The sequence below is a fragment of the Neisseria sp. P0001.S007 genome (assembly GCF_051963655.1).
GTDB classification, from domain to species: domain Bacteria; phylum Pseudomonadota; class Gammaproteobacteria; order Burkholderiales; family Neisseriaceae; genus Neisseria; species Neisseria subflava_A.
Genome location: NZ_JBQCUB010000010.1, coordinates 14,452 through 34,548 on the forward strand (window position 1 = coordinate 14,452; position 20,097 = coordinate 34,548).

The 20,097-nt window shown below is 49.8% G+C and carries 17 protein-coding genes, 1 tRNA gene and 1 CRISPR repeat array; of the genes, 4 read left to right on the forward strand and 14 right to left on the reverse strand.

Annotation, left to right across the window (positions count from 1 at the left end; all coding sequences use genetic code 11):
• Window positions 1-41 precede the first annotated feature (41 nt).
• Window positions 42-473: direct repeats of the CRISPR family, unit length 36 nt; unit sequence GTTGTAGCTCCCTTTCTCATTTCGCAGTGCTACAAT.
• A 62-nt stretch (window positions 474-535) separates the two neighbouring features.
• From cas2 to ACTHRE_RS09195, 7 genes are all read right to left on the reverse strand, one after another.
• Complete coding sequence (cas2, locus tag ACTHRE_RS09165; RefSeq protein ID WP_033912916.1) at window positions 536-862, reverse strand: CRISPR-associated endonuclease Cas2; 327 nt, start codon at window positions 860-862, stop codon at window positions 536-538.
• Window positions 855-1,769, reverse strand: coding sequence for a type II CRISPR-associated endonuclease Cas1 (gene cas1 / locus ACTHRE_RS09170; RefSeq protein ID WP_070608383.1), 915 nt, complete (start codon window positions 1,767-1,769; stop codon window positions 855-857). Before cas1 ends, cas2 begins: the two co-directional genes overlap by 8 nt.
• A 67-nt stretch (window positions 1,770-1,836) precedes the next feature.
• Window positions 1,837-5,085 (reverse strand): type II CRISPR RNA-guided endonuclease Cas9, encoded by a 3,249-nt coding sequence (gene cas9, locus ACTHRE_RS09175; protein ID WP_377073744.1) that lies wholly within the window; start codon window positions 5,083-5,085, stop codon window positions 1,837-1,839.
• Between the two features lie 269 nt (window positions 5,086-5,354).
• The gene (locus tag ACTHRE_RS09180; RefSeq protein WP_296185205.1) at window positions 5,355-6,779 is read right to left on the reverse strand and encodes an alanine/glycine:cation symporter family protein; all 1,425 of its coding nucleotides are present in this window, start codon (window positions 6,777-6,779) and stop codon (window positions 5,355-5,357) included.
• Between the two features lie 262 nt (window positions 6,780-7,041).
• Window positions 7,042-8,553 (reverse strand): lysine--tRNA ligase, encoded by a 1,512-nt coding sequence (gene lysS, locus ACTHRE_RS09185; protein WP_377073745.1) that lies wholly within the window; start codon window positions 8,551-8,553, stop codon window positions 7,042-7,044.
• 170 nt (window positions 8,554-8,723) lie between these two features.
• Window positions 8,724-10,166, reverse strand: a complete 1,443-nt coding sequence (gene aldA / locus ACTHRE_RS09190; RefSeq protein ID WP_440345028.1) for an aldehyde dehydrogenase — start codon at window positions 10,164-10,166, stop codon at window positions 8,724-8,726.
• 301 nt (window positions 10,167-10,467) lie between these two features.
• A tRNA-Lys gene (locus tag ACTHRE_RS09195) sits at window positions 10,468-10,543 on the reverse strand.
• A 182-nt stretch (window positions 10,544-10,725) separates the two neighbouring features.
• Between ACTHRE_RS09195 and ACTHRE_RS09200 the strand changes: the two genes are divergently transcribed.
• Window positions 10,726-11,124, forward strand: a complete 399-nt coding sequence (locus tag ACTHRE_RS09200) for an Ag473 family lipoprotein (protein ID WP_070645672.1) — start codon at window positions 10,726-10,728, stop codon at window positions 11,122-11,124.
• A 63-nt stretch (window positions 11,125-11,187) separates the two neighbouring features.
• On the opposite strand, the gene ACTHRE_RS09205 is transcribed toward ACTHRE_RS09200, so the two are convergent.
• Both ACTHRE_RS09205 and ACTHRE_RS09210 read right to left on the reverse strand, forming a co-directional pair.
• On the reverse strand, window positions 11,188-12,162 hold the full coding sequence (locus ACTHRE_RS09205) for a TerC family protein (RefSeq protein WP_377073747.1): 975 nt from the start codon (window positions 12,160-12,162) through the stop codon (window positions 11,188-11,190).
• Between the two features lie 33 nt (window positions 12,163-12,195).
• Complete coding sequence (locus tag ACTHRE_RS09210; RefSeq protein ID WP_377073748.1) at window positions 12,196-12,645, reverse strand: CopD family copper resistance protein; 450 nt, start codon at window positions 12,643-12,645, stop codon at window positions 12,196-12,198.
• Window positions 12,646-12,899: 254 nt separating this feature from the next.
• On the opposite strand from ACTHRE_RS09210, the gene ACTHRE_RS09215 reads away from it, so the two are divergent.
• A complete protein-coding gene (locus ACTHRE_RS09215) occupies window positions 12,900-13,112 on the forward strand; it encodes a glycine zipper 2TM domain-containing protein (protein ID WP_003684747.1) in 213 nt (70 codons plus the stop codon).
• 63 nt (window positions 13,113-13,175) lie between these two features.
• Here ACTHRE_RS09215 and ACTHRE_RS09220 read toward each other — a convergent pair whose 3' ends face one another.
• From ACTHRE_RS09220 to ACTHRE_RS09240, 5 genes are all read right to left on the reverse strand, one after another.
• Window positions 13,176-14,096, reverse strand: coding sequence for a hydrogen peroxide-inducible genes activator (locus ACTHRE_RS09220; RefSeq protein ID WP_049330768.1), 921 nt, complete (start codon window positions 14,094-14,096; stop codon window positions 13,176-13,178).
• 3 nt (window positions 14,097-14,099) lie between these two features.
• Complete coding sequence (minE, locus tag ACTHRE_RS09225; RefSeq protein WP_003680625.1) at window positions 14,100-14,363, reverse strand: cell division topological specificity factor MinE; 264 nt, start codon at window positions 14,361-14,363, stop codon at window positions 14,100-14,102.
• A 3-nt stretch (window positions 14,364-14,366) separates the two neighbouring features.
• Window positions 14,367-15,182 carry a septum site-determining protein MinD gene (minD, locus tag ACTHRE_RS09230; RefSeq protein WP_070645666.1) on the reverse strand — a complete coding sequence of 272 codons (816 nt, stop codon included), beginning with the start codon at window positions 15,180-15,182 and terminating at the stop codon, window positions 14,367-14,369.
• 26 nt (window positions 15,183-15,208) lie between these two features.
• Entirely contained in the window at window positions 15,209-15,928 is a 720-nt protein-coding gene (gene minC, locus ACTHRE_RS09235) for a septum site-determining protein MinC (protein ID WP_296185723.1), read from the reverse strand.
• A 147-nt stretch (window positions 15,929-16,075) separates the two neighbouring features.
• Window positions 16,076-17,311, reverse strand: a complete 1,236-nt coding sequence (locus ACTHRE_RS09240; protein WP_296185726.1) for an FAD-binding domain-containing protein — start codon at window positions 17,309-17,311, stop codon at window positions 16,076-16,078.
• A 125-nt stretch (window positions 17,312-17,436) separates the two neighbouring features.
• Here ACTHRE_RS09240 and ACTHRE_RS09245 point away from each other — a divergent pair, with 125 nt between their 5' ends.
• Together ACTHRE_RS09245 and ACTHRE_RS09250 are read left to right on the forward strand one after the other, a co-directional pair.
• Window positions 17,437-18,294 carry an ATP-grasp domain-containing protein gene (locus ACTHRE_RS09245; protein ID WP_440345027.1) on the forward strand — a complete coding sequence of 286 codons (858 nt, stop codon included), beginning with the start codon at window positions 17,437-17,439 and terminating at the stop codon, window positions 18,292-18,294.
• 370 nt (window positions 18,295-18,664) lie between these two features.
• A complete protein-coding gene (locus ACTHRE_RS09250; RefSeq protein ID WP_107697227.1) occupies window positions 18,665-20,056 on the forward strand; it encodes an alanine/glycine:cation symporter family protein in 1,392 nt (463 codons plus the stop codon).
• Window positions 20,057-20,097 lie beyond the last annotated feature (41 nt).

The window sequence follows — 20,097 nt, forward strand, 5'->3', positions numbered from 1 at the left end:
AGTGCTACAATAAAATTGACCCGTCTATGGGTAATTGCATGGTTGTAGCTCCCTTTCTCATTTCGCAGTGCTACAATTGAGTTATTGACGGCCAACGTAGCCGAATAGTTGTAGCTCCCTTTCTCATTTCGCAGTGCTACAATAAAATTGACCCGTCTATGGGTAATTGCATGGTTGTAGCTCCCTTTCTCATTTCGCAGTGCTACAATGCATTTGCGTGCTTTCCGTTGCTTTCCATGGTTGTAGCTCCCTTTCTCATTTCGCAGTGCTACAATGGCGTTGGCGTTGTCCGACGGTTGACTTATGTTGTAGCTCCCTTTCTCATTTCGCAGTGCTACAATCGAATGGAAACTCGACATAAACCGTTGTTGGTTGTAGCTCCCTTTCTCATTTCGCAGTGCTACAATTGACCGGAACTGCCATACTGTTTCCTATTGGTTGTAGCTCCCTTTCTCATTTCGCAGTGCTACAATACCTCAACGGGAAATCCTTATTTTATAAGGGTTTCCCGTTTTATTTTGTCTAAAAAATGAGCTTAAAATAATAATAGTTGGTCTGAATTTACTCTTTTTTCTTGGGTTTTTAGCTCTCCCAATAGTAGTTTCATGGTGGCATATTGCTTTTCCGTTACTTCCAAACAGCGGATTGACCCTTCTTGCGGTAGGTTTGCACATAGCCTGTTGTGGTGTTTTTGCAACGAATCTCGACCTTTGACAATACGGCTGTATACGGAAAGCTGGAGCATTTGGTATCCATCTTTTAATAGAAACTGGCGGAATTGATTGGCAGCTTTGCGCTTTGCCGCTGTGGTAACCGGTAGGTCGAAGAAGACAATAATCCTCATAAATTTGGCCTCACTCATATTGGTATTCTTTCAATGGCAAGATTTCAGGCAGTTTCAGCTGTTTGGCATTTTTGTCAGTTACGCTGGCTTGAAATGAGGAAATCATTTTGTCTATGGCAGCCAAGGTGCTGAAGTATTGCCGTTCGATGCAGATTTGACAGTGAAGGGTCTTGATAAGGTTTTGTTTGATATTAGGGGTCAGATCAGTTTTCAGACGGCCTTGTTCATGCAAATGTATAACGACCAGGTCGGCCAATGGGCGTAAGGGTTCGATAAAGTCATCGGCGAGGTTGAATGGATTTAGTTCGCTTCTATGAAACAAGCCTAATGCAGGCAACCATCCATATAAAGTCAGGGCGCGTGCAACTGCTGCACGGAGTACGGCGTAGGTGTAGTTCAATGCGGCATTGACGGCATTGTTGTCATTGCGAGTAAACTTTTCTCCAAAGAGGGCTTGGAAGTAGAGGGCGGCAGCTTGGGCTTCACGGTTTCCTGTATCGCCCGAACGGACTTCGACTGCCAAAGTGCGCAGCCGTTTGGCGGCAAGATCATTGCCTGTTTCGTCTGCGACAAATGCTTGATTTAGGATTTTTTGGCGGATGATATGTTGCCAGAGTTGCTTTTTTAAGGGTTCGCTTATATTCAGCTGCAGCTTGAGGATTTTAAGTTGGCGGTGATATTGGGCATAAGGCAGCCATTGTCCGCAGGGTAGGAACTGTTCGTCACATGTCAGCAGGGTTGAGCCATGTTCGGCTAAGGCTGATAGGAGCGGGGCAGTAATCAGGGTTTCGCGGTTTTCGATGATGATAACGGCGATGTCTTCTAATGGTACGGTATGGGACTCGCCGTTTTGTTGAATCAGCAGTTGCCGGCGTTGCAAGGATAATTTACCGCCGTTTTGAATAAGCAGACTGCGCCAAGTCATGTTTCTTCCCCTTATTTTTATACAAAAAATCCCTGTTTCATGTCGTCTGAAACAGGGATAGGTTTATTTAACGAACAGGCGGGCGTTTTTTCAGACGGCATGATCTGATTTCTTTGCCCAATTCGTCGATTTGGTATTTTTGGAATGAAAGGGCGGTTTTGACACCAACACTTTGGAAAATGCCGTTTTTCCCTTTGGTGCTATCCGTATCATGTGTACGAATATCAATTGCTCCTGTAGCTCTATTTAGGCTGACGAAATAGCCTAAAAATTCATTTTTCTTAGCGGTTAGCTTAATCAGATCATTCGCATAAAGTACAAACTTAAACTCAAAACTATCATCCATTACCGTCCAATCTTCTTCATCTTTTCCTTGTACAACAGCCCTATTCGGCAAAATCCCTTTTGCGACCTGCCAACTGTAAATCGGTACCAGATAATACTTGCCGCCTTTCTCAAACACATCTACGCGCACCATGGTTGCGTTGTCGGCAATACCGTTATGGTTGCGCACCCATACGCCGGTTTTCTGTACTTGCTCTACGCGTACGGCTTTTACCTGTTGGGTGCGGTTGCCTGCTTTATCGTATTTGTAAAACGGCTCGGCAAAGGCTTTGGCCGGATCGTCTTTATGTGTTTCCAGCCGTGCTTTCAGCGCTTCGTATAGCTTAGGTTCACGCTCCCGATTGACCATTTTTTCCAAGTCTTTCAGTTTTAACTGTGTCAGCGGTACGCGCAACACGCTGATGCCTTCGTCCAGTCGTTTGGCGGATTTGACGGTCTCCATATGGCCTTGCCCGCTCATCTTCCGATTGGGCGCGCGTGAAACAAACAGTGGCGTAACGTATTCGTGTACGGCTTCGGGACGAGATGATAATTTTTCTGCGAGCAGGGTACGCAGTTTTTCGGGGGTATCCGCTTCTTCAAATTCGGGTTTGCCGTCCGGTTTGCCGAAGACGCGAATCATGACTTCTTGTGCGAAAAATTCCCAAGGTTGCGGGAAATGTGCTTTTTGATGCAGCACTTCTCCTGTTTCTTTATCTATAGTTTTGCCGTCAAATGCGTTCATCTCTTTATAGCGTACAAAATGGGTAATTTTCTGCTGCATGGCAACGGTCGAACAGGCAACGACAACTGCGTCCAAGGCGTGATGGCGGTCGTTTTCCGCACGCACTTTGCGTAATCCCCAAAAGCCGCGCAACAGATTGGTAATTTGTCCGTTGGATGCAAAGACACGTCTTTTCCCTTTACCTGTCAGCCGCATACGGTCGGCAATAAATTGGCACAGGAAACGGTTGACGTAGCGCGTATCGTTCAGATTGCGTTCTTTAAAGCCGTCTTCGTCGAATTTTTGCAGCAGAATCCGTTGTTTTTTACTACGAGGAAAACGGCTGGTTTCGACACGCGCTTTAAATTCCTGCCATTCGCGGCTGTTGTCTTTGCCATTGAAGTATTCGTAAGGGGTTTGGTTGCTTTTGTTTTGGTTTTCGCTGCCCAATACCAGCACTTTATTGTTGAAACTGTCGTCCCATGTGCGCGAGAACGGCAGGGCATGGTCGATTTCGACATAGCCTTTTTCGTTCAGACGGCCTAAGTTGATTTCTTTGCCTGAATACAGGCATTTGCCGTGTTGTTGCTCGTACAGGCGCAGTTTCAGAATATCTTTGGATTTGGGTTCGCCGACAAAATTGGGGAAATACTCTCGGAATTTGGCGGCGGCTTTTTCTCGGTCTTTACGGTTTTCTTCTTGGCGTTTTTCGATTTCTTTGCGGTCTTTAAACGATTTTCCTACTTCCCTTGCCGTTTCAATATGAATACGTGCAGGAGAGCCGTAACGCCGTACAACGGCGTTAATGACTTTTCTGGCTTGAGATAAGGCGCGTAAGACGACTGAGTTACGGATTTCATCGGCGGGAATCGGTGGCAGATAAATCGCTTCTTCCGCATTTTTCTTGCCGTAATGGTCTCCGTAGATTTCGGCGCAGGCTTCATCGTAACGTTTGCTTTGCTCCATTAGAGGCACAATTCGGCGCAATGCTTTCAAGGAAATTTGGACGAACTTATCGAAGCTAATGTGTTTCAACAGCGCTTCTAAGATTTCGGGCTGAACACGGTCTTTCAGACGGCCTGTAATATCTTCATCGGTTTTGAACAGGGAGAATGCCGTGCCGATTTCGTCTTGTAATTCGGGAGAAAGGTTTAATGGGGATTTTTTGTCTTTCAATCCTTCTTTTTCCAGCGCACGGCTGATGGCATGGTAGGCCTTCATTTCCATCAATGTTGAGGTTTCGGCATTGTCTTTACCATAGTGTAATCCTTTGAAAAAGGCGGTATCTTCTAAACCCAGCAGCTTACGGGCTTGTGCGTAAGTCAGTTTGGATTTTCTGTATGGCTCGTCCATAAGCGTGGCGCGTTCGGTAGCGGTCAATGGCCGCTCGCTGCCTTGCTCTAAAATACGCAGGTTGTTCAGCTTGGTCAGCCAGATGAAACGTTCGGCTGTGTAGGTGTTTTTAGCGGCTTTAGGTTCTGTCGGTTCGAAGGTGCAATGCCCCAACATTTTTTGAACGGCATCGCCGGACAGGGCAGGGCGTTGCGTCATCAGCAGGGTTTCAATACCTTCTTTAAGGCCGTCTGAAACATTCGGATTGCCGAATTCTTTTTGTTTTTCAAACAGTAAATTCAGCTCTGCCTGCAAATCTTTGCGGCTGAACGTATGCGAATAATCATCGCGCTGGTTGCGGATATGGCCGCTTTCTTTTTCAAATTTATTTAAAGCCAATTCGGCCGGAGTGCGGAAATTGCTAGTCTGTAAGGCATGGGCATTGTCGGCTACGCCTTTAAGCAAAGCGCCAAGCTCCTTATCGGCAGTTTCGCCCTCGTTTTTTCTTTGCGACAAATAGCCGCGATGTTTGATTAAATGCAACAAGACTGCCGACCACTCTAAAGGCGTCAGTTTGCGGTCTAATGCGGCTGTGCGAAGTTGCCATGGTGTATTCGGTAAGGATTTGATCAAGCCGTTTTCATCAAAATCGGCAGCCTGTAATACGCCCTCGCGTTTCAATAGGCGACGGGCCCGAAGCAGGCGGTGGGCGCGACGGCGGGTCAGGCGGCGGACGCTGCGTGCTAAGCGTCTTACCGCTGCGAGAGAGTCGCCTGTTTTTGGTACTTCGGCCCGCTCAAATACGCGCACGCCCAAATCAATCAGGCGTATGGGGTTTTCTTCTTCGTCAATTTCTACCATCGCCCAGCCGACGGATGCGATGCCGATATCGAGGCCGAGGACGTAGTTGATTGGATTGGGTTTGAATGCAGCCATCAGTTTCTCCGTAATGTGATGTTTGGTAAGTATAAATATATCCCAGGTAAGTATTACCATGCAAATGAAATACTTGACTAGGTACCGATTTGGAATTAGAATCTGTCCATATTGTTGCACTGCGAAATGAGAAACGTTGCTACAATAAGGCCGTCTGAAAAGATGTGCCGCAACGCTCTGCCCCTTAAGGCTTCTGCTTTAAGGGGCATCGTTTTGTCTAAATGGCAGGGATTAAAAAGGCCGTCTGAAATTTCAGACGGCCTTTGGTTTTACCAGATATCGGATTTGATTTTGCGTTTCAAGCCTGGGTGTTCAGAGAGTTTGAACTCTGGGTCTTTACCCATTTTCAGCTTGGCTGTGTAGTCTTTCAACAGCAGGAAGGCAAGTGGGGACAGGAGCAGGATGGCGACGAGGTTAATCCATGCCATGATGCCCATGGCCATGTCTGCCATATCCCATACCAAGGGTACGTTGGCAACTGCGCCGAAGTAGACCCATGCCAAAACCAGCATACGGAAAACGGCGGTAACCAGCCAATGGCTCTTGATGAATTGGACGTTGGACTCGGCATAGGCATAGTTACCGATAACGGTTGAAAAGGCAAACATAAACAGGATGACGGCAAGGAAGCCCGCGCCCCATTGACCCACTTGGCTGACAATCGCTGCCTGCGTCAACGCCGCACCGCTCAGGTCGCCGTAAGGCTGTTGATAGATCAAGACGATAAAGGCGGTGCATGAGCAGACGATGATGGTATCGACGAAAACGCCCAGCATTTGAATCATGCCTTGGGAGACGGGGTGTTTCACTTCGGCTGCGGCTGCGGCGTTCGGCGCGGAACCCATACCCGCCTCATTGGAATACAGGCCGCGTTTGATGCCCTGCATCATGGTGGTTGAAATCAGACCGCCGAGGAAACCGCCTGCAGCCGAATCGAAGTTGAACGCGTTGGAGAAAATCTGACCGAACACGTCAGGAATCAGGGAAATATTGGTAGCAATGATGAAGAGTGCTATGACGAGATATAAAACCGCCATCAGCGGAACGATAATTTCCGCGGCTTTGGATACGCGGCGGATACCGCCGAAGATAATTGGGGCAGTCAGAATGACCAGGGCGACGCCGACATAGTGTTGATCCCAGCCCCATGCCGCTTTGGTGGTATCGGCGATGGTATTGGTCTGTACAGCTTCAAATACAAAGCCGAAACAGAAAATCAGGCTCAGGGCGAACAAAACGCCCAGCCATTTTTGTCCCAGGCCTTGAGTGATGTAGTAGGCAGGGCCGCCGCGGAAGTGGTGGTTGTCGTAGTCCCGGACTTTAAAGAGTTGGGCCAGTGAAGATTCGACAAACGCCGAACTCATGCCGATTAAGGCGGTTACCCACATCCAGAACACCGCGCCCGGTCCGCCGAGTTTGATGGCAATCGCCACGCCGGCGATGTTGCCCACGCCTACGCGGCTGGCCAAGCCGGTAACGAATGCTTGGAACGGTGTGATTCCGTGCGGATCATCACCTTGTTTGCGGCCGCCCAACATTTCTTTAATACTGCGGCCGAAGAGGCGGAATTGTACAAAACCGGTGGTAACGGTGAAAAAGAGGCCTGCGCCTAAAAGCATATATACCAACCCCGACCACATTTGGTCGTTGATGGCGTTTATCAAGCCGTGAAGCTGTTCGAAAAATTGATCCATACAAACCTTTCAGAGTTTCTGCATTTTCAGACGGCCTGTGTGTGGAGGCTGTCTGTAACTGGATGTATTCTAGCAGACTGTCAACAAACTGAAAAACGTTTACATATTCTTTTTTATATTATCTTTTTGATTATCATGTAATTTTATTATTATGGTGTAAAGGATTTATCGATTTAAACTCTTCCGTTTTACATATTTGAACAAAAAGACCGCCTGAAAACAGAGTCTTGTTTTCAGACGGCCTTGATTTTATTTCAATGCGTTATTCGGGACGCATTTGTGGGAACAGAATCACGTCGCGGATGGTTTGCGAATCGGTCAGCAACATTACCAAGCGGTCGATACCGATGCCGCAGCCGCCTGTCGGTGGCAGGCCGAATTCCATGGCGCGGATGTAGTCGGCATCGTAGTGCATGGCTTCGTCGTCACCGGCATCTTTTTGCGCCACTTGCGCTTTGAAGCGTTCGGCTTGATCTTCCGGATCGTTCAACTCGGAATAGCCGTTTGCCAGTTCGCGGCCGACAACGAAAAGCTCGAAGCGTTCGGTCAAACCCGGTTTGCTGTCGGATGCGCGTGCCAATGGCGATACTTCGACAGGGTAGTCGATGATGAAAGTCGGGTTCCACAGTTTGCCCTCGGCGCAACCTTCAAACAGGGCGAGTTGCAGGCTGCCGATACCCGGAGACGGAGGCAGGCTTTCGCCGTGTTTGACGATTTCTTTTTTCAGCCATTCTTCATCGTTCAACTGCTCATCGGTGTAGTGCGGATTGTATTTTTTGATGGCCCCGAGAATGGTCAGGCGTTCAAACGGGCTTTCCAAATCGACTTCTTTGCCGTTGTAGCTGATTTTTGCCGTACCGTTTACCGCGCGGGAAGCGTTGCGGATGATGTCTTCCGCCATTTGCATCATGCGTTCGTAGTCGGAGAAGGCTTCGTAGAATTCGATCATGGTGAATTCAGGGTTGTGGCGTACGGACATGCCCTCGTTACGGAAGCTGCGGTTGATTTCAAACACACGTTCCAAACCACCGACAACCAAGCGTTTCAGATACAGCTCGGGAGCAATGCGCAGGTAGAGCGGAATATCCAAAGCGTTGTGGTGGGTAACGAAAGGTTTCGCTGTTGCGCCGCCTGGAATCGGGTGCATCATTGGGGTTTCAACTTCCAAATAATGCTCGTTGACCATGAAATTGCGCACGGATTGGATGATTTGGCTGCGTTTGATGAAGGTATTGCGCGATTCTTCGTTGGCAATCAAATCGACGTAGCGTTGACGGTATTTGGTTTCCTGATCGCTCAAACCTTTGTGTTTGTCCGGCAGAGGGCGCAGGGATTTGGACAGCAGACGGATGTTGGACACGCGCACGGTTAATTCGCCGTGGTTGGTTTTGAACAAAGTACCTTCCGCGCCGACGATGTCGCCCAAGTCCCAATGGTTGAAATCGTCCAAAACTTCCTGACTCACGCCTTTGTTGTTCAGATAAAGCTGGATTTGACCGGTCACGTCTTGAATGGTGGCGAAGCTGGCTTTGCCCATTTGACGTTTGAGCATCGTGCGGCCGGCCACTTTGACGGGAATGCCTTGCGGGTCGAGTTCTTCTTTGCTGATTTCACCGTATTGGGTGTGCAGGTCGGCGGCAAAGCTGTCTCGTTTGAAATCGTTAGGGTAGGCATTGCGTTCTTTGCGGATGTTGTGCAGTTTCTCGCGGCGCAGGGCGATGATTTGGTTTTCGTCCAACTGCGGCTCGATTTGCGGATTGTTTTGTTCGCTCATGGTGTTTTCCGGAAAAATGAGTCAGGCTGCCGGAGTTTTCAGACGGCCTGAATAAAGTGAAAAATTGGCTCTATTTTACGCGATGTCGGTGTTTTTTTCTATAAAGGCAGAAAGGCCGTCTGAAACCTGAAAAATCGGTTTCAGACGGCCTTTTGTTTTATGAAGGGCAGTTAGATATCGGTTTCTAAATAAACAACTTGGGTTTGCAGATATTCTTCCAAACCGTGTTTACCGTCCGCGCCGCCGATACCTGATTTTTTCCAACCGGCATGGAAGCCCTGCATGGCTTCGAAGTTTTCGCGGTTGATGTAGGTTTCGCCGAAACGCAAGCGGCGGGTTACATAAAACGCTTCATTCAGATTGGTGGTATAGACGGAGCTGGTCAGGCCGAATTCGCTGTCGTTTGCCAAAGCGATGACTTGGTCGAGTGTGTCAAAAGTGGCAACCGGCAGGACTGGGCCGAAGGTTTCTTCTTTCATGATGTCCATGCTGTTGTCGGTATCGGTCAGCAGGGTAGGTTCGAAGAAGTAGCCTTTGCCGTCGGCACGTTTGCCGCCGCAAACCAAGGTTGCGCCTTGTCTAACTGCGCGTTCGACTTTTTCGGCAACGGATTTTACGGCGCGTTCTTCAATCAATGGGCCCATTTCCAGTGCGCCGGGTTCGGCTTCGGCCGGGTTGCCGTAGCGCACGCCTTTCATGGCGGCGGTCATTTTTTCAATAAATGCGTCTTTCAGGCTGCTGTGGACATACACGCGTTCGGCGCAGTTGCAGATTTGGCCGGTATTGCCCACGCGTGAAGCCAAGATGGATTTCACTGCCAAGTCCAAATCCGCGTCTTTCAAAACGATGGCAGGGGCTTTGCCGCCCAGTTCCAGTGAGACTTTGGTAATGTTGGTGGCGGCGGCTTCCATTACTTGGCGGCCTGCATCGACAGAACCGGTCAGGCTGACCATATCGACTTGCGGATGCGATGCCAAGGCATTGCCTATTTCTGCGCCAGGGCCGTTGACGACGTTGAATACGCCGGCCGGTAAGCCTGAAGCATGAACGATTTCAGCAAAAATGTGGCAGTTAATCGGGGTAATGCTGCTCGGTTTGACGACGATGGTATTGCCTGTTACCAAAGCCGGGCCCATTTTGCGGGCGATCAGGAAGAATGGGAAGTTCCACGGCAAAATGCCGGCGATTACGCCCAAAGGACGTTTGAACAATAAAATATTTTCGCGCGGGCGGTCGCTTTGGATGATTTCACCTTCATAACGGCGCGCCCATTCGGCTTGGTAGTCGAGATAATCGGCAGTGAACATGACTTCTATGCGTGCCAAGTCTTTGGTTTTGCCGCCTTCAGCAACAATAGTGTCGGTCAGCTCGTCGGCACGTTCGCGGATGCCTTGGGCGATTTTGCGCAGGTATGCGCCGCGTTCAACGGCAGGCAAACGCTCCCATGCAGTTTGCGCATCTCTGGCCGCAGCAACGGCACGATCAACATCGGCTTTTCCGCCTTTAGGCTCACGTGCGATGACTTCTTCGGTTGCCGGATTCAATACATCACGCCATGCGCCGTTAAAGTCGGTTTCAAAGCGGCCGTTAATATACATAGACAGTTGTTTCATCAAACCTTCTCCTGTTGTTGTAGTTGGATGTAGTTTTAGTCTATGCCTAAATTGTCTGGCATACAAGAGGATTTAGCGTGGGTTGATGGTAGGTATTTGGAAGTTTTTAGAAAAAGATGTTGGGTGAGGAGTTGGGTTTGATTGATTCAAGAGGTTTGTGATGCTTTCAGTTACATCTATAACAGCATTGTGACAAAGCTCGAATATTCTTGATGTTGATAATAAGGGAGGTATCGAGTGAAGAAAGGCTTGATGGAGAATATAAAAAAAACCTACTTTTTTCAAAGCAGGTTTTCATATTTGGTGGGTCGTGAGCGATTCGAACGCTCGACCAACGGATTAAAAGTCCGCTGCTCTACCGACTGAGCTAACGACCCGATAAGCTGTGCATTATAGGGAACTTGTTTCTTTTCGTCAACTATTTTTTTGAAATTTTTTTCAAAAAACGTAAATCGGCTGTCATTTGGCGTTAATTCTTCCTTTTTTGAGCATTTATTATGTTATGATTTTTGGGTCTGTCAGTTTTGACAGATATTTTTTAGACCAAAGGATATACAATATGAAAAAATTATTGATTGCTGCAATGATGGTAGCCGGCTTGGCTGCGTGTACACAAGAAGCGAAAAAAGAAACCCAAGAGGCGGCTTCTGCTGTTGCTTCCGATGTAAACGCTGCTGCTGAAAATGCAGCTTCTGCTGTTGATGCTGCTGCTTCTGAAGCCAAAGGTGCGGCTGAGCAAGCTGTTTCTGATGTTAAAGACGCTGCTGCAGATGCTAAAGCAACTGCAGATAAAGCAGTTTCTGACGCTAAAGATGCTGCCGGTAAAGCGGTTGAAGAAGCTAAAGAAGCTGTTTCTGATGCTAAGGATGCTGCCAAAGACGCAGCTAAAGACGCTATGGGTAAAGCAGCCGATGCGACTCAAGAAGCTGCCGACAAATTGAAAGACGCTGCTAAATAAGCTGGTGTTTGATATTTGAAAAGGCCGTCTGAAATGTTCAGACGGCCTTTTTATATCGGCAGATTATTTTTTCTCTTGCTGACGCGTATATACCAAAGAAGTCAGGATGGACGCACCCAGTGCGCCGAAGACGACAGACAGGGAAATGGAAATCGAGATATGTACCCAGTGCATAATCAGCATCTTGATACCGATAAAGCTCAACACGAAAGCCAAGCCGTATTTGAGGAAAATAAAGCGTTCGGCAAAGTCTGCCAGTAAAAAGTACATGGCACGCAGGCCCAAGATGGCAAAAATGTTGGAGGTGAGGACGATGAAAGGGTCGGTGGTTACGGCAAAAATAGCGGGGATGCTGTCTACGGCGAAGATGACGTCGCTCAATTCGATCATAATCAATACCAGCAAAAGCGGCGTAGCGATGCGTTTGCCGTTTTCAATGGTAAAGAATTTTTCACCGTCAAACTGTGGGCTGGTTGGGATGACTTTTTTGAGTAGGGTCAGAATCTTGTTTTGGGAAAGGTCTTCTTCAGCTTCGGCTTCGGGCTTCATCATGTGAATGCCGGTGTATAAGAGGAATGCGCCGAAGAGGTACAAAATCCATTCAAATTGTTGTACCAAGGCTGCGCCGATGAAAATCATGATGGCGCGCAGGATGATTGCGCCGAATACGCCATAGAGCAGGACGCGGTGTTGGAATTTGGGTTCGACTTTGAAATAGCCGAAAATCATCAGGAAGACAAAGATGTTATCGACGGCGAGGGATTTTTCGAGTACATAGCCGGTGAAGAATTCGAGGACTTTTTCTTTGGCGACAACGGCTCCGTAAGTCGGGTTGACCGCCAGTTCAAAATAGAGCCAGCCTGCAAATGCGCAGGATACGGCCACCCAAATGCCGCTCCAAGCGAGGGCTTCTTTGATGCTGACTTTGTGGGCGCCGTTTTTTTTCAACGATACCATATCGATGGCGATCATGATTAAGACGGCAATAAAGAAGATGCCGTAAAACATCGGCGAGCCGACGGACGGGTATTGGGTCATAAACAATCCTTGTGTGTGGGGTATGGGTAAGGTTTACCAAGACAGGTAGAACATCGCCTTGGCAAAAAAGACGATAAACAGCATATGGCTGAATACGACGGCGTGTATGTATTTCGACCAGCCGACGGTGAGAGTGTGCCGTGCCATTTTGACGACGGCGATGGCAAAATGTACCAAAACGCTTATTGCCAACAGGATTTTGATGCTCAGCATGATGCCGAAGGAGCTGTCGAATGGGTGGTGCAGTATCGGCAGGTAACGGTTGTACACCATCACGATGCCGCTGATGAAAAGGGTGATGACGACAGGCGGCATTACGCGGACGGCACGATGGGACATGGCACGTTCGACTTCGCGGCGCGATTCGCGCGAAACGCGGCCGGTGTGCAAAACGGAGAGAACCAGCATTTCGAAAAATACGCCGCCGACAAAGGCAATCGCGCAATAAACGTGGATGATGTGTGCCAGTGCGTAGGTACTCATGACGGGTGTTTCCGGTAGTTCAGACAAGTCGTCATTGTATCACTACCGAATGCGGTTGATGTATGCGCAATTTTATGCCAAATATATTAAAATTTATAAATATTCTATTGGAATTTCCGTTTGTTTTTGAAGTTAACCGTTCATCAAAAGCATTATCTTAGTTTAATCTGTCTTTACTTATCAGAAAATATATTAATGAAAGGTTGTGCCATACTGTTCCATATACAGCTTAACCCCTGATGGAGAATCAAACCATGAAGAAAACTTTCGCAAAAACTGTGACCTTGATCATGCTGGCCGCTTCTTTGGGTGCATGTGCCAATATGACTCAAACCCAACGCAACACTGCTGCTGGTGCGGTATTGGGTGGCGTGGCAGGTAACTTGATTGGTGGCGATACCGGCTCTACCTTGGGTGGTGCGGCTTTGGGTGGCGTTATCGGCAGTCAAGTTCATACCCGCTACTAATCCTTTATTCGGTTAAAAATAAAAAGGCCGTCTGAATGTTCAGACGGCCTTTTGTTTTGTGGTTTATTCGTTGACGAAGGTTACACCGGTCAGTTGCGATTGCAAAATGGCAGTGCGCAAAGCAGTCAGTGCTTTCGGTCGGACAAAGTTGCGGCGATAGGCCAAAACGACACGGCGGTGCGGTGCAGTGCCTTCAAACGGGATAATGCTGAAAAGCATATGGTCGTTTTCGGTCAATGCGGTAGCCGGCATGACGCTGATGGCCAAACCGCTGGCAACCATGTGGCGGATGGTGTTGATGGAGCTGCCTTGCAGGGTATTGGTCAAACCTTGGATTTTTTGTTTGGAAGCCAATTCGGAACAGCTCGCCAACACTTGGTCGCGCATACAGTTGCCTTCGGACAGCAGCAACACTTGTTCTTCGCCTAAAAGCTGAGGCGTAACGGCATCGAGTTCTTCAAAGTGATGGCCTTTGGGAACAATGACGAAGAAAGGTTCGTCATACAGAGGCTCGGTCACGATGCCCGGCTCTTGGAACGGCTCGGCAACGACGATTGCATCGACATCGCCACGTTTGAGCGACTCGGTCAGGATGTGGGTATAGTTCTCTTCCAGCATCAGTGGCATTTTCGGCGCGGTTTCACGCAGCGCGGTAATGAGCTTGGGCAGAAGGTAGGGAGCAACGGTGAAAATCAGGCCGAGTTTGAACGCGCCTTCCAATTCGTTTTGCTCTTCATTGGCAAGGTGCTTGATGAGTTCTGCTTCTTCCAAAACCCGGCGGGCTTGGGCGACAATGCGCTCGCCCGCTTCGGTCGTGATGATGTCGTTGCTGCTACGGTCGAACAGGGATACCGACAGCTCTTCCTCCAGCTTTTTGATGGCGATGGAGAGGGTGGGCTGGCTGACAAAGCAGCGTCGTGCGGCACGTCCGAAGTGACGTTCTTGTGCGACGGCTACGATGTAACGCAATTCGGTCAAGGTCATGTGTTAAGCCTTTTTTTGTTCCGGCAGGGTGATGTTCAGCTCAAGAACGTCCAAGCCGTCTTGTTTCTCTTGGGAGATGCGGATGTCGTCCAATGATACGTTGACGTATTTGGACAGGACTTCCAACAACTCTTTACGCAGGGTCGGCAGATAGTCCGGAGCTTGGCCTTCTTGTGCGCGTTCTTGCGCGATGATGATTTGCAGGCGGTCGCGCGCGACGGTGGCGGTTTTCGGCTTTCTGCCGAACAGCATATCGAGCAGTGACATGTATTAACCTCCGAACAGTCGTTTTAAGAAGCTTTTCTTCTCAGCTTCGAGGAAACGCATTTCGCGGTTTTCACCCAAGAGGCGGGCGATAACGTCTTTGTAGGCTTCTGCCGCTGCGGCATTGTCTTGGTGGATGACAGGTTCGCCGGCGTTGGAAGCTTGCAGGACGTTTTGTGATTCAGGAATCACACCGATCAACGGAATACGCAAGATGTCGCAGATATCTTGTACAGACAGCATTTCGCCTTTGGCTACGCGCTCAGGGGAGTAGCGAGTAATCAGCAGGTGCTCTTTAACAGTACCGCCTTGTTCGGCTTTGCGGGATTTGCTTTGCAAAATGCCCAAGATACGGTCGGAGTCGCGGACGCTGGATACTTCCGGATTGGTGGTAATGATGGCTTCGTCGGCAAAGTAGAGCGCCATCAGTGCACCTTGTTCGATACCGGCAGGGGAGTCGCAGATGATGAATTCGAAGCCCATTTTTTTGCTGGCCAGCTCTTTCATCACGTTGTCCACGCCTTCGCGGGTCAGTGCGTCTTTATCGCGGGTTTGCGATGCAGGCAGGATGTAGAGGTTTTCGCAGTTTTTGTCTTTAATCAGGGCTTGGTTGAGAGTCGCTTCGCCGTGGATGACGTTGATGAGGTCGTATACGACGCGGCGTTCGCAACCCATAATCAGGTCAAGGTTGCGCAAACCGACGTCGAAGTCGATCACGGCAGTTTTGTGGCCGCGCAGGGCCAGGCCGGTTGCGATGCTGGCGCTGGTAGTGGTCTTTCCTACGCCGCCTTTACCTGAAGTTACTACGATGATTTTGGACACGATATTTCCTTTTTAAGTACTGATGTTTATTCGGCGTCGATTGCGCTGATAACCAGTCGGTTGTCTTGCAATGATACTTGTACGGGTTTTTTGTGCAGATGCTCGGGCAAGTCTTGCTCGAAGTTGCGGTAGATACCGGCAACGGAGACTAATTCGGCCTGCATGGAATGAATAAAGATGCGCGCGTTGGTATTGCCTTTGGCACCGGCCAACGCTCTGCCGCGCATGGGGGCGTAAATATGGATGTTGCCGTCGGCGATAAGTTCCGCACCTTGGCTGACGATGCCGGTAACGATGAGGTCGCCGTTTTCAGCGTAAACCTGCTGGCCGGTACGCACGGGCGTGCTGACCAATACGGTCGGATTGTTGATAACGGTAGCTTGTACGTCTTGCGGCTGCGGTGCTTGGCGCGGGGTAGGTGCTGCCTGTGTGTCGGCTGCCTGGGTGGAGTTGCCTTGTTTGAAGACCAAGTGATAACGCGCTGCCGCTGCCGCCCAGGTATCGCTGGTGTGGTGCAGCCCTAAAATTTGCATACCGTAACGGGCAAACAGGGAAATCATACCGCCCAAATCGATGGATTCGGGATGGTCAAAATCTTGTACGTCTAAAATGAAGGGAACGAATTCGTCTTGGGATTGGCCTGCCAGTTGGCGCAGGAATTCTTCCAATTCGGTTAGATCTGCGGTGTGCAGATAGATGGATAAGACGTCCAACCGTGACGTTTTTATGTCGAATGCGGGTTTCATTGTAATGAAATAATAAAATTTTTTAATGACGTAAGTTTACCGTGTAAATCTTGGCTATTCAATCTGTTTGGCCGTCTGAAACCAAAATATTTTGCTTGAATGTTTTTCAGCTGTATTTAGTGTGGTTTTTTGGTGTGAACACAGGTTTCAGATGGCCTTGGGAAAGGGGTAGCCGTGTGTGTCGATGTCATCGGCGGCAGCCCACGGCGTGTGGATGAGGGTGGACGGCAGGTGCGCCAATTCGGGGAGATAACTGCGGATGTAGCTGCCGTCGGGATCGATTTGATGTGAACGATGGGCATAGCGGACGGTGGCCGTGTCTTGTGCGGTGAGGTGCCAGTTGGCTTGGTTGAGCGCGGGGTCGGTGCCGGTTTGGACGGAAGCTGTCCATGCGATGCCTTGGTTGGGGTCGAAGTTGAGCGCATGGCAGAAATAGTGGGCGCACAGCTGCTGGAGAACGGGGTGTAAGTGGCCGGTGGCTTCGAGGCCGCGGATGGCGGCGTCGATGATGGGCACGCCGGTTTGGCCGTGTCGCCAGTATTCGCGTACCGGAGCAGCATCGGTTGTTTCGGGCAGGCGGCGGTGGTAGGCGAGCTGGTAGCAGTAGTCGCGGAAAATAAGCTTGTCCAGCCACTCGAAATGTCGGTTTGCCAAGCCTTCAGCAGCCAGTAGGCGCGGTGAAATGCAGCCTGCGGACAGGTAGGCATTGAGGAGGCTGGTGTTTTTTCGTGCCGGAAAATTTTGGGTAATCGGGTAGTGAACCAAATTCTGTTTGAACGCGTGCCATTGCGTTAAGGCTGCGGTTTCGCCGCCCTGCTGATAGGCAGGCAATATTGCTCCGGTATGGGCTGGAAACAGTGGAACGTTTTGTCCGGTTTGAACAGGCAATTCGGTGTCAGACGGCCTTTGTCCTGAATAAGCCTGCAACCATGCTTGTTTATAGGCGGCAAAATCGGTGTAGGGCAGGCCGTTGGCATCCATGAGGGGGGATTTGGCCAAAATGCCGCGGTCGGTGGCGTGTTGCAGGGGAATGCCTGTGCGGTCGAGATTGTGCCAGAGGTGGTTGTCTTGGCGGATTTCGGCTTCGGTGTAGGCTTCGTCTGTGATGACGGTATGGGCATTGAGCGAAGCGGCCAAGGGGAGGAGGTCTTCGTCGGAAGCGACGACATATAAAGGAATATAGTGCGCCGCCAGACGGGTATGCAGCTCTTGTGCGGCTTGATAATGGAACAGGCTTTGACGCGGATTGTGGTTTTCAGACGGTCTTTGGCTGACCCAGACGCAGGTGATGGGCAAACCGCTTGCAACGGCGGCATTAAGCGCGGCATTGTCGTGCAGGCGGAGGTTGCGGCGGAACCAGACAAGGACGTGAGCAGATTTCATGAGCATGTTCCGACGAAAAAGGGGAAACCATTTTATCAGAATCGGCCTCATGTATCAGGCCGTCTGAAAAATCTTTTGGTTTGATTTCGCTATATAATTTTGGTTTTAGCAATGAGGCGGCAACCATGACCGAGCAAACCGTTTTGGCACTCATTACCTGCCAAACTTATCCCGAACCATCAGACAACCTGAAAACATTGGCGGCATGCTTGGAAACCATGGGCGTGAAAACCGTATTTGATGCGTGGCAAAACCATCCGTCCGTGCCGTTTTTACTGCCTTTGTGCGCATGGGATTATGCCGCCGAACCCGAAGCCTTCCGCCAATGGCTGGAGCATGCCGGGCAGGCGGGGCAGTGTTTTATCAATCCGCCCGAGTTGATGGCTTGGAATATGGAAAAGACTTATTTGTGCGATTTGGCGGCGCGCGGCGCGCAAGTGATTCCCAGCGTGTTCGTTCCGCTGCAAAAAACCGAATTGGCCGACATCCTGAACCAACAGGGCTGGACGGAAGCGGTCATCAAGCCGGCATTCGGGCAGAGCGGCAAAGGCGTGGTTAAAGTTTGTGCGGAGGCATTGGACGTGGATATGGCGGATTATCCGCAAGGTATGATTGTTCAACCTTATATCCGCGAAATCGAAACGGCGGGTGAAACCTCGCTAGTGTTTTTCAACGGCATATTCAGCCATGCCGTGCGCCGTCAGCCGCCACAAGGTGAATGGCGTGCCAACTCGGCCTATGGCGTGTCGGTGTTCGGTATTGAGCCGCCCGAGTTTGCCGTCCGTGCCGCGCAAGACGTACTGGCTGCCTTGCCACAAATGCCGGTTTACGCCCGAGTGGATGGTACATTGGTCGGCGACACCTTCCTGCTCAATGAATTGGAACTTATCGAGCCCGCCCTGTATTTGCACACCAGCGAAGGCGCTCCGGAACGTTTTGCCCGAGTGTTGGTGCAGTTGCTTGGGCAACATTCATCAACCTGATTTTATCAATATAATTAAAAAGCCTCAGGCCGTCTGAAAACCATCTTTCAGACGGCCTGAAGCTTTTTAAAACAAGATTTGCGTGTTTGTATTTTTCAATAATGTGCCATTTGTCGATTGTGTCATTTTAATTGATGCAGTCTTAATTAATGGTTGATTAACTTTCATTTGGCATTTTATCTCGGCCGCAGCCTTTATTTTTAGCGGATTGTAAACAATCTGACCGGTCTAAATAGATATCTTTTTAGGGTAAAACCTCAAAAATCTTTTTAAAAAGAAAGATATTGTCTTATTGAATATTCTGTGCTGAAATTACATGACACTACAAAAAGTAGTGCATAAAAAAATAAAACAGACAAAGGAGAAAGCCATGCAATTGTTTTTAGACAATCTCAAAGCCTTTTTCGAAACCATCAGCGGCTGGGTCTGGGGACCTATTATGTTGATGCTGCTGGTCGGTACGGGCATTTTGCTGACCGTTTTGCTGAAAGGCTTGCAGTTCACCATGTTGGGTTATGCACTGAAACAGGCGTTTGTGCCGTCAAAGAAGCATGAAGACGGCGAAGACCATGAAGGCGATATTTCCCATTTCGCGGCGTTGATGACTGCGCTGTCGGCCACCATCGGTACGGGCAATATCGCCGGCGTGGCGACTGCGGTGGTAACCGGCGGCCCGGGCGCGGTATTTTGGATGTGGATGACCGCTATTTTCGGCATGGCGACCAAATACGGCGAGGGCGTGTTGGCGGTGAAATACCGTGTGACCAATTCCAAAGGCGAGATGTCCGGCGGCCCGATGTATTACATCGAAAAAGGCTTGGGCAAAAACTGGAAATGGATGGCCGTTGCGTTTGCGCTGTTCGGCACATTTGCTTCCTTCGGTATCGGCAGCTCGGTGCAGTCCAACTCGGTTGCGCAGGCAGTGCAAACCAGCTTCGGCGTCGAGCCTGCCTACACCGGCGTGATATTGACCGTATTAACGGCCATCGTGCTTTTGGGCGGCATTAAGGGCATCGCCAAAGCCGCGTCCTTTATCGTGCCTGCCATGGCCGTGTTTTATGTAGTGGGCGGTATTTCCATTATTGTCGTGAATTCTGACGCGCTGATGCCCGCCGTCAAACTGATTTTCTCCGATGCGTTTAGTGCACAGGCTGTGGCCGGCGGCGCCATCGGCACGGTCATCCGCTACGGCGTGGCACGTGGTGTGTTCTCCAATGAAGCGGGTATGGGTTCTGCGCCGATTGCCGCCGCAGCCGCAAAAACCGACCATCCCGTCCGTCAGGCTTTGGTTTCCATGACCGGTACGTTTTTGGACACCATCGTCGTTTGCTCGATTACCGGTATCGTGTTGGTCATGGGTCTGCTCGGCGCAGGTGGCGAGTTTGTCAAACCTGAATTGAGCGGCGCGGCGCTGACAACCGTCACTTTCCAAAAAATGCTGCCCGGTATCGGCGGCTGGATTGTCACCATCGGCCTGATTTTCTTTGCCTACTCAACCATTCTCGGCTGGTGTTATTACGGCGAGAAATGCGCGGTTTACGTCTTCGGCGAGAAGTTTGCCGGTTTGTACCGCGTTGGTTATGTTTCTTCAGTTATGCTGGGAACCGTGTTGAGCCTTGATTTGGTGTGGCTGGCTTCGGATACATTCAACGGCTTGATGGCATTGCCCAACCTGATTGCGCTTTTGTTGATGGCGAAAGTCATCGTCAATGAAACGCGTGACTTCAAACAAAAAATCAAAAACGGCGAATTGCCGCATTAATGTCCAAGGCCGTCTGAACCTGAACATTCAGACGGCCCGAT

What these genes read in the sequence shown, in the direction of transcription:
- ACTHRE_RS09245 (WP_440345027.1), top strand. Translation starts at nt 17,437, where the DNA reads ATGACCGAGCAAACCGTTTTGGCACTCATTACCTGCCAAACTTATCCC.
- ACTHRE_RS09205 (WP_377073747.1), bottom strand. Translation starts at nt 12,162, where the DNA reads ATGACCCAATACCCGTCCGTCGGCTCGCCGATGTTTTACGGCATCTTC.
- minC (WP_296185723.1), bottom strand. Translation starts at nt 15,928, where the DNA reads ATGAAACCCGCATTCGACATAAAAACGTCACGGTTGGACGTCTTATCC.
- ACTHRE_RS09180 (WP_296185205.1), bottom strand. Translation starts at nt 6,779, where the DNA reads ATGGATCAATTTTTCGAACAGCTTCACGGCTTGATAAACGCCATCAAC.
- ACTHRE_RS09240 (WP_296185726.1), bottom strand. Translation starts at nt 17,311, where the DNA reads ATGAAATCTGCTCACGTCCTTGTCTGGTTCCGCCGCAACCTCCGCCTG.
- ACTHRE_RS09210 (WP_377073748.1), bottom strand. Translation starts at nt 12,645, where the DNA reads ATGAGTACCTACGCACTGGCACACATCATCCACGTTTATTGCGCGATT.
- ACTHRE_RS09220 (WP_049330768.1), bottom strand. Translation starts at nt 14,096, where the DNA reads ATGACCTTGACCGAATTGCGTTACATCGTAGCCGTCGCACAAGAACGT.
- ACTHRE_RS09200 (WP_070645672.1), top strand. Translation starts at nt 10,726, where the DNA reads ATGAAAAAATTATTGATTGCTGCAATGATGGTAGCCGGCTTGGCTGCG.
- cas9 (WP_377073744.1), bottom strand. Translation starts at nt 5,085, where the DNA reads ATGGCTGCATTCAAACCCAATCCAATCAACTACGTCCTCGGCCTCGAT.
- cas2 (WP_033912916.1), bottom strand. Translation starts at nt 862, where the DNA reads ATGAGTGAGGCCAAATTTATGAGGATTATTGTCTTCTTCGACCTACCG.
- aldA (WP_440345028.1), bottom strand. Translation starts at nt 10,166, where the DNA reads ATGAAACAACTGTCTATGTATATTAACGGCCGCTTTGAAACCGACTTT.
- lysS (WP_377073745.1), bottom strand. Translation starts at nt 8,553, where the DNA reads ATGAGCGAACAAAACAATCCGCAAATCGAGCCGCAGTTGGACGAAAAC.
- cas1 (WP_070608383.1), bottom strand. Translation starts at nt 1,769, where the DNA reads ATGACTTGGCGCAGTCTGCTTATTCAAAACGGCGGTAAATTATCCTTG.
- ACTHRE_RS09215 (WP_003684747.1), top strand. Translation starts at nt 12,900, where the DNA reads ATGAAGAAAACTTTCGCAAAAACTGTGACCTTGATCATGCTGGCCGCT.
- ACTHRE_RS09250 (WP_107697227.1), top strand. Translation starts at nt 18,665, where the DNA reads ATGCAATTGTTTTTAGACAATCTCAAAGCCTTTTTCGAAACCATCAGC.
- minE (WP_003680625.1), bottom strand. Translation starts at nt 14,363, where the DNA reads ATGTCACTGCTCGATATGCTGTTCGGCAGAAAGCCGAAAACCGCCACC.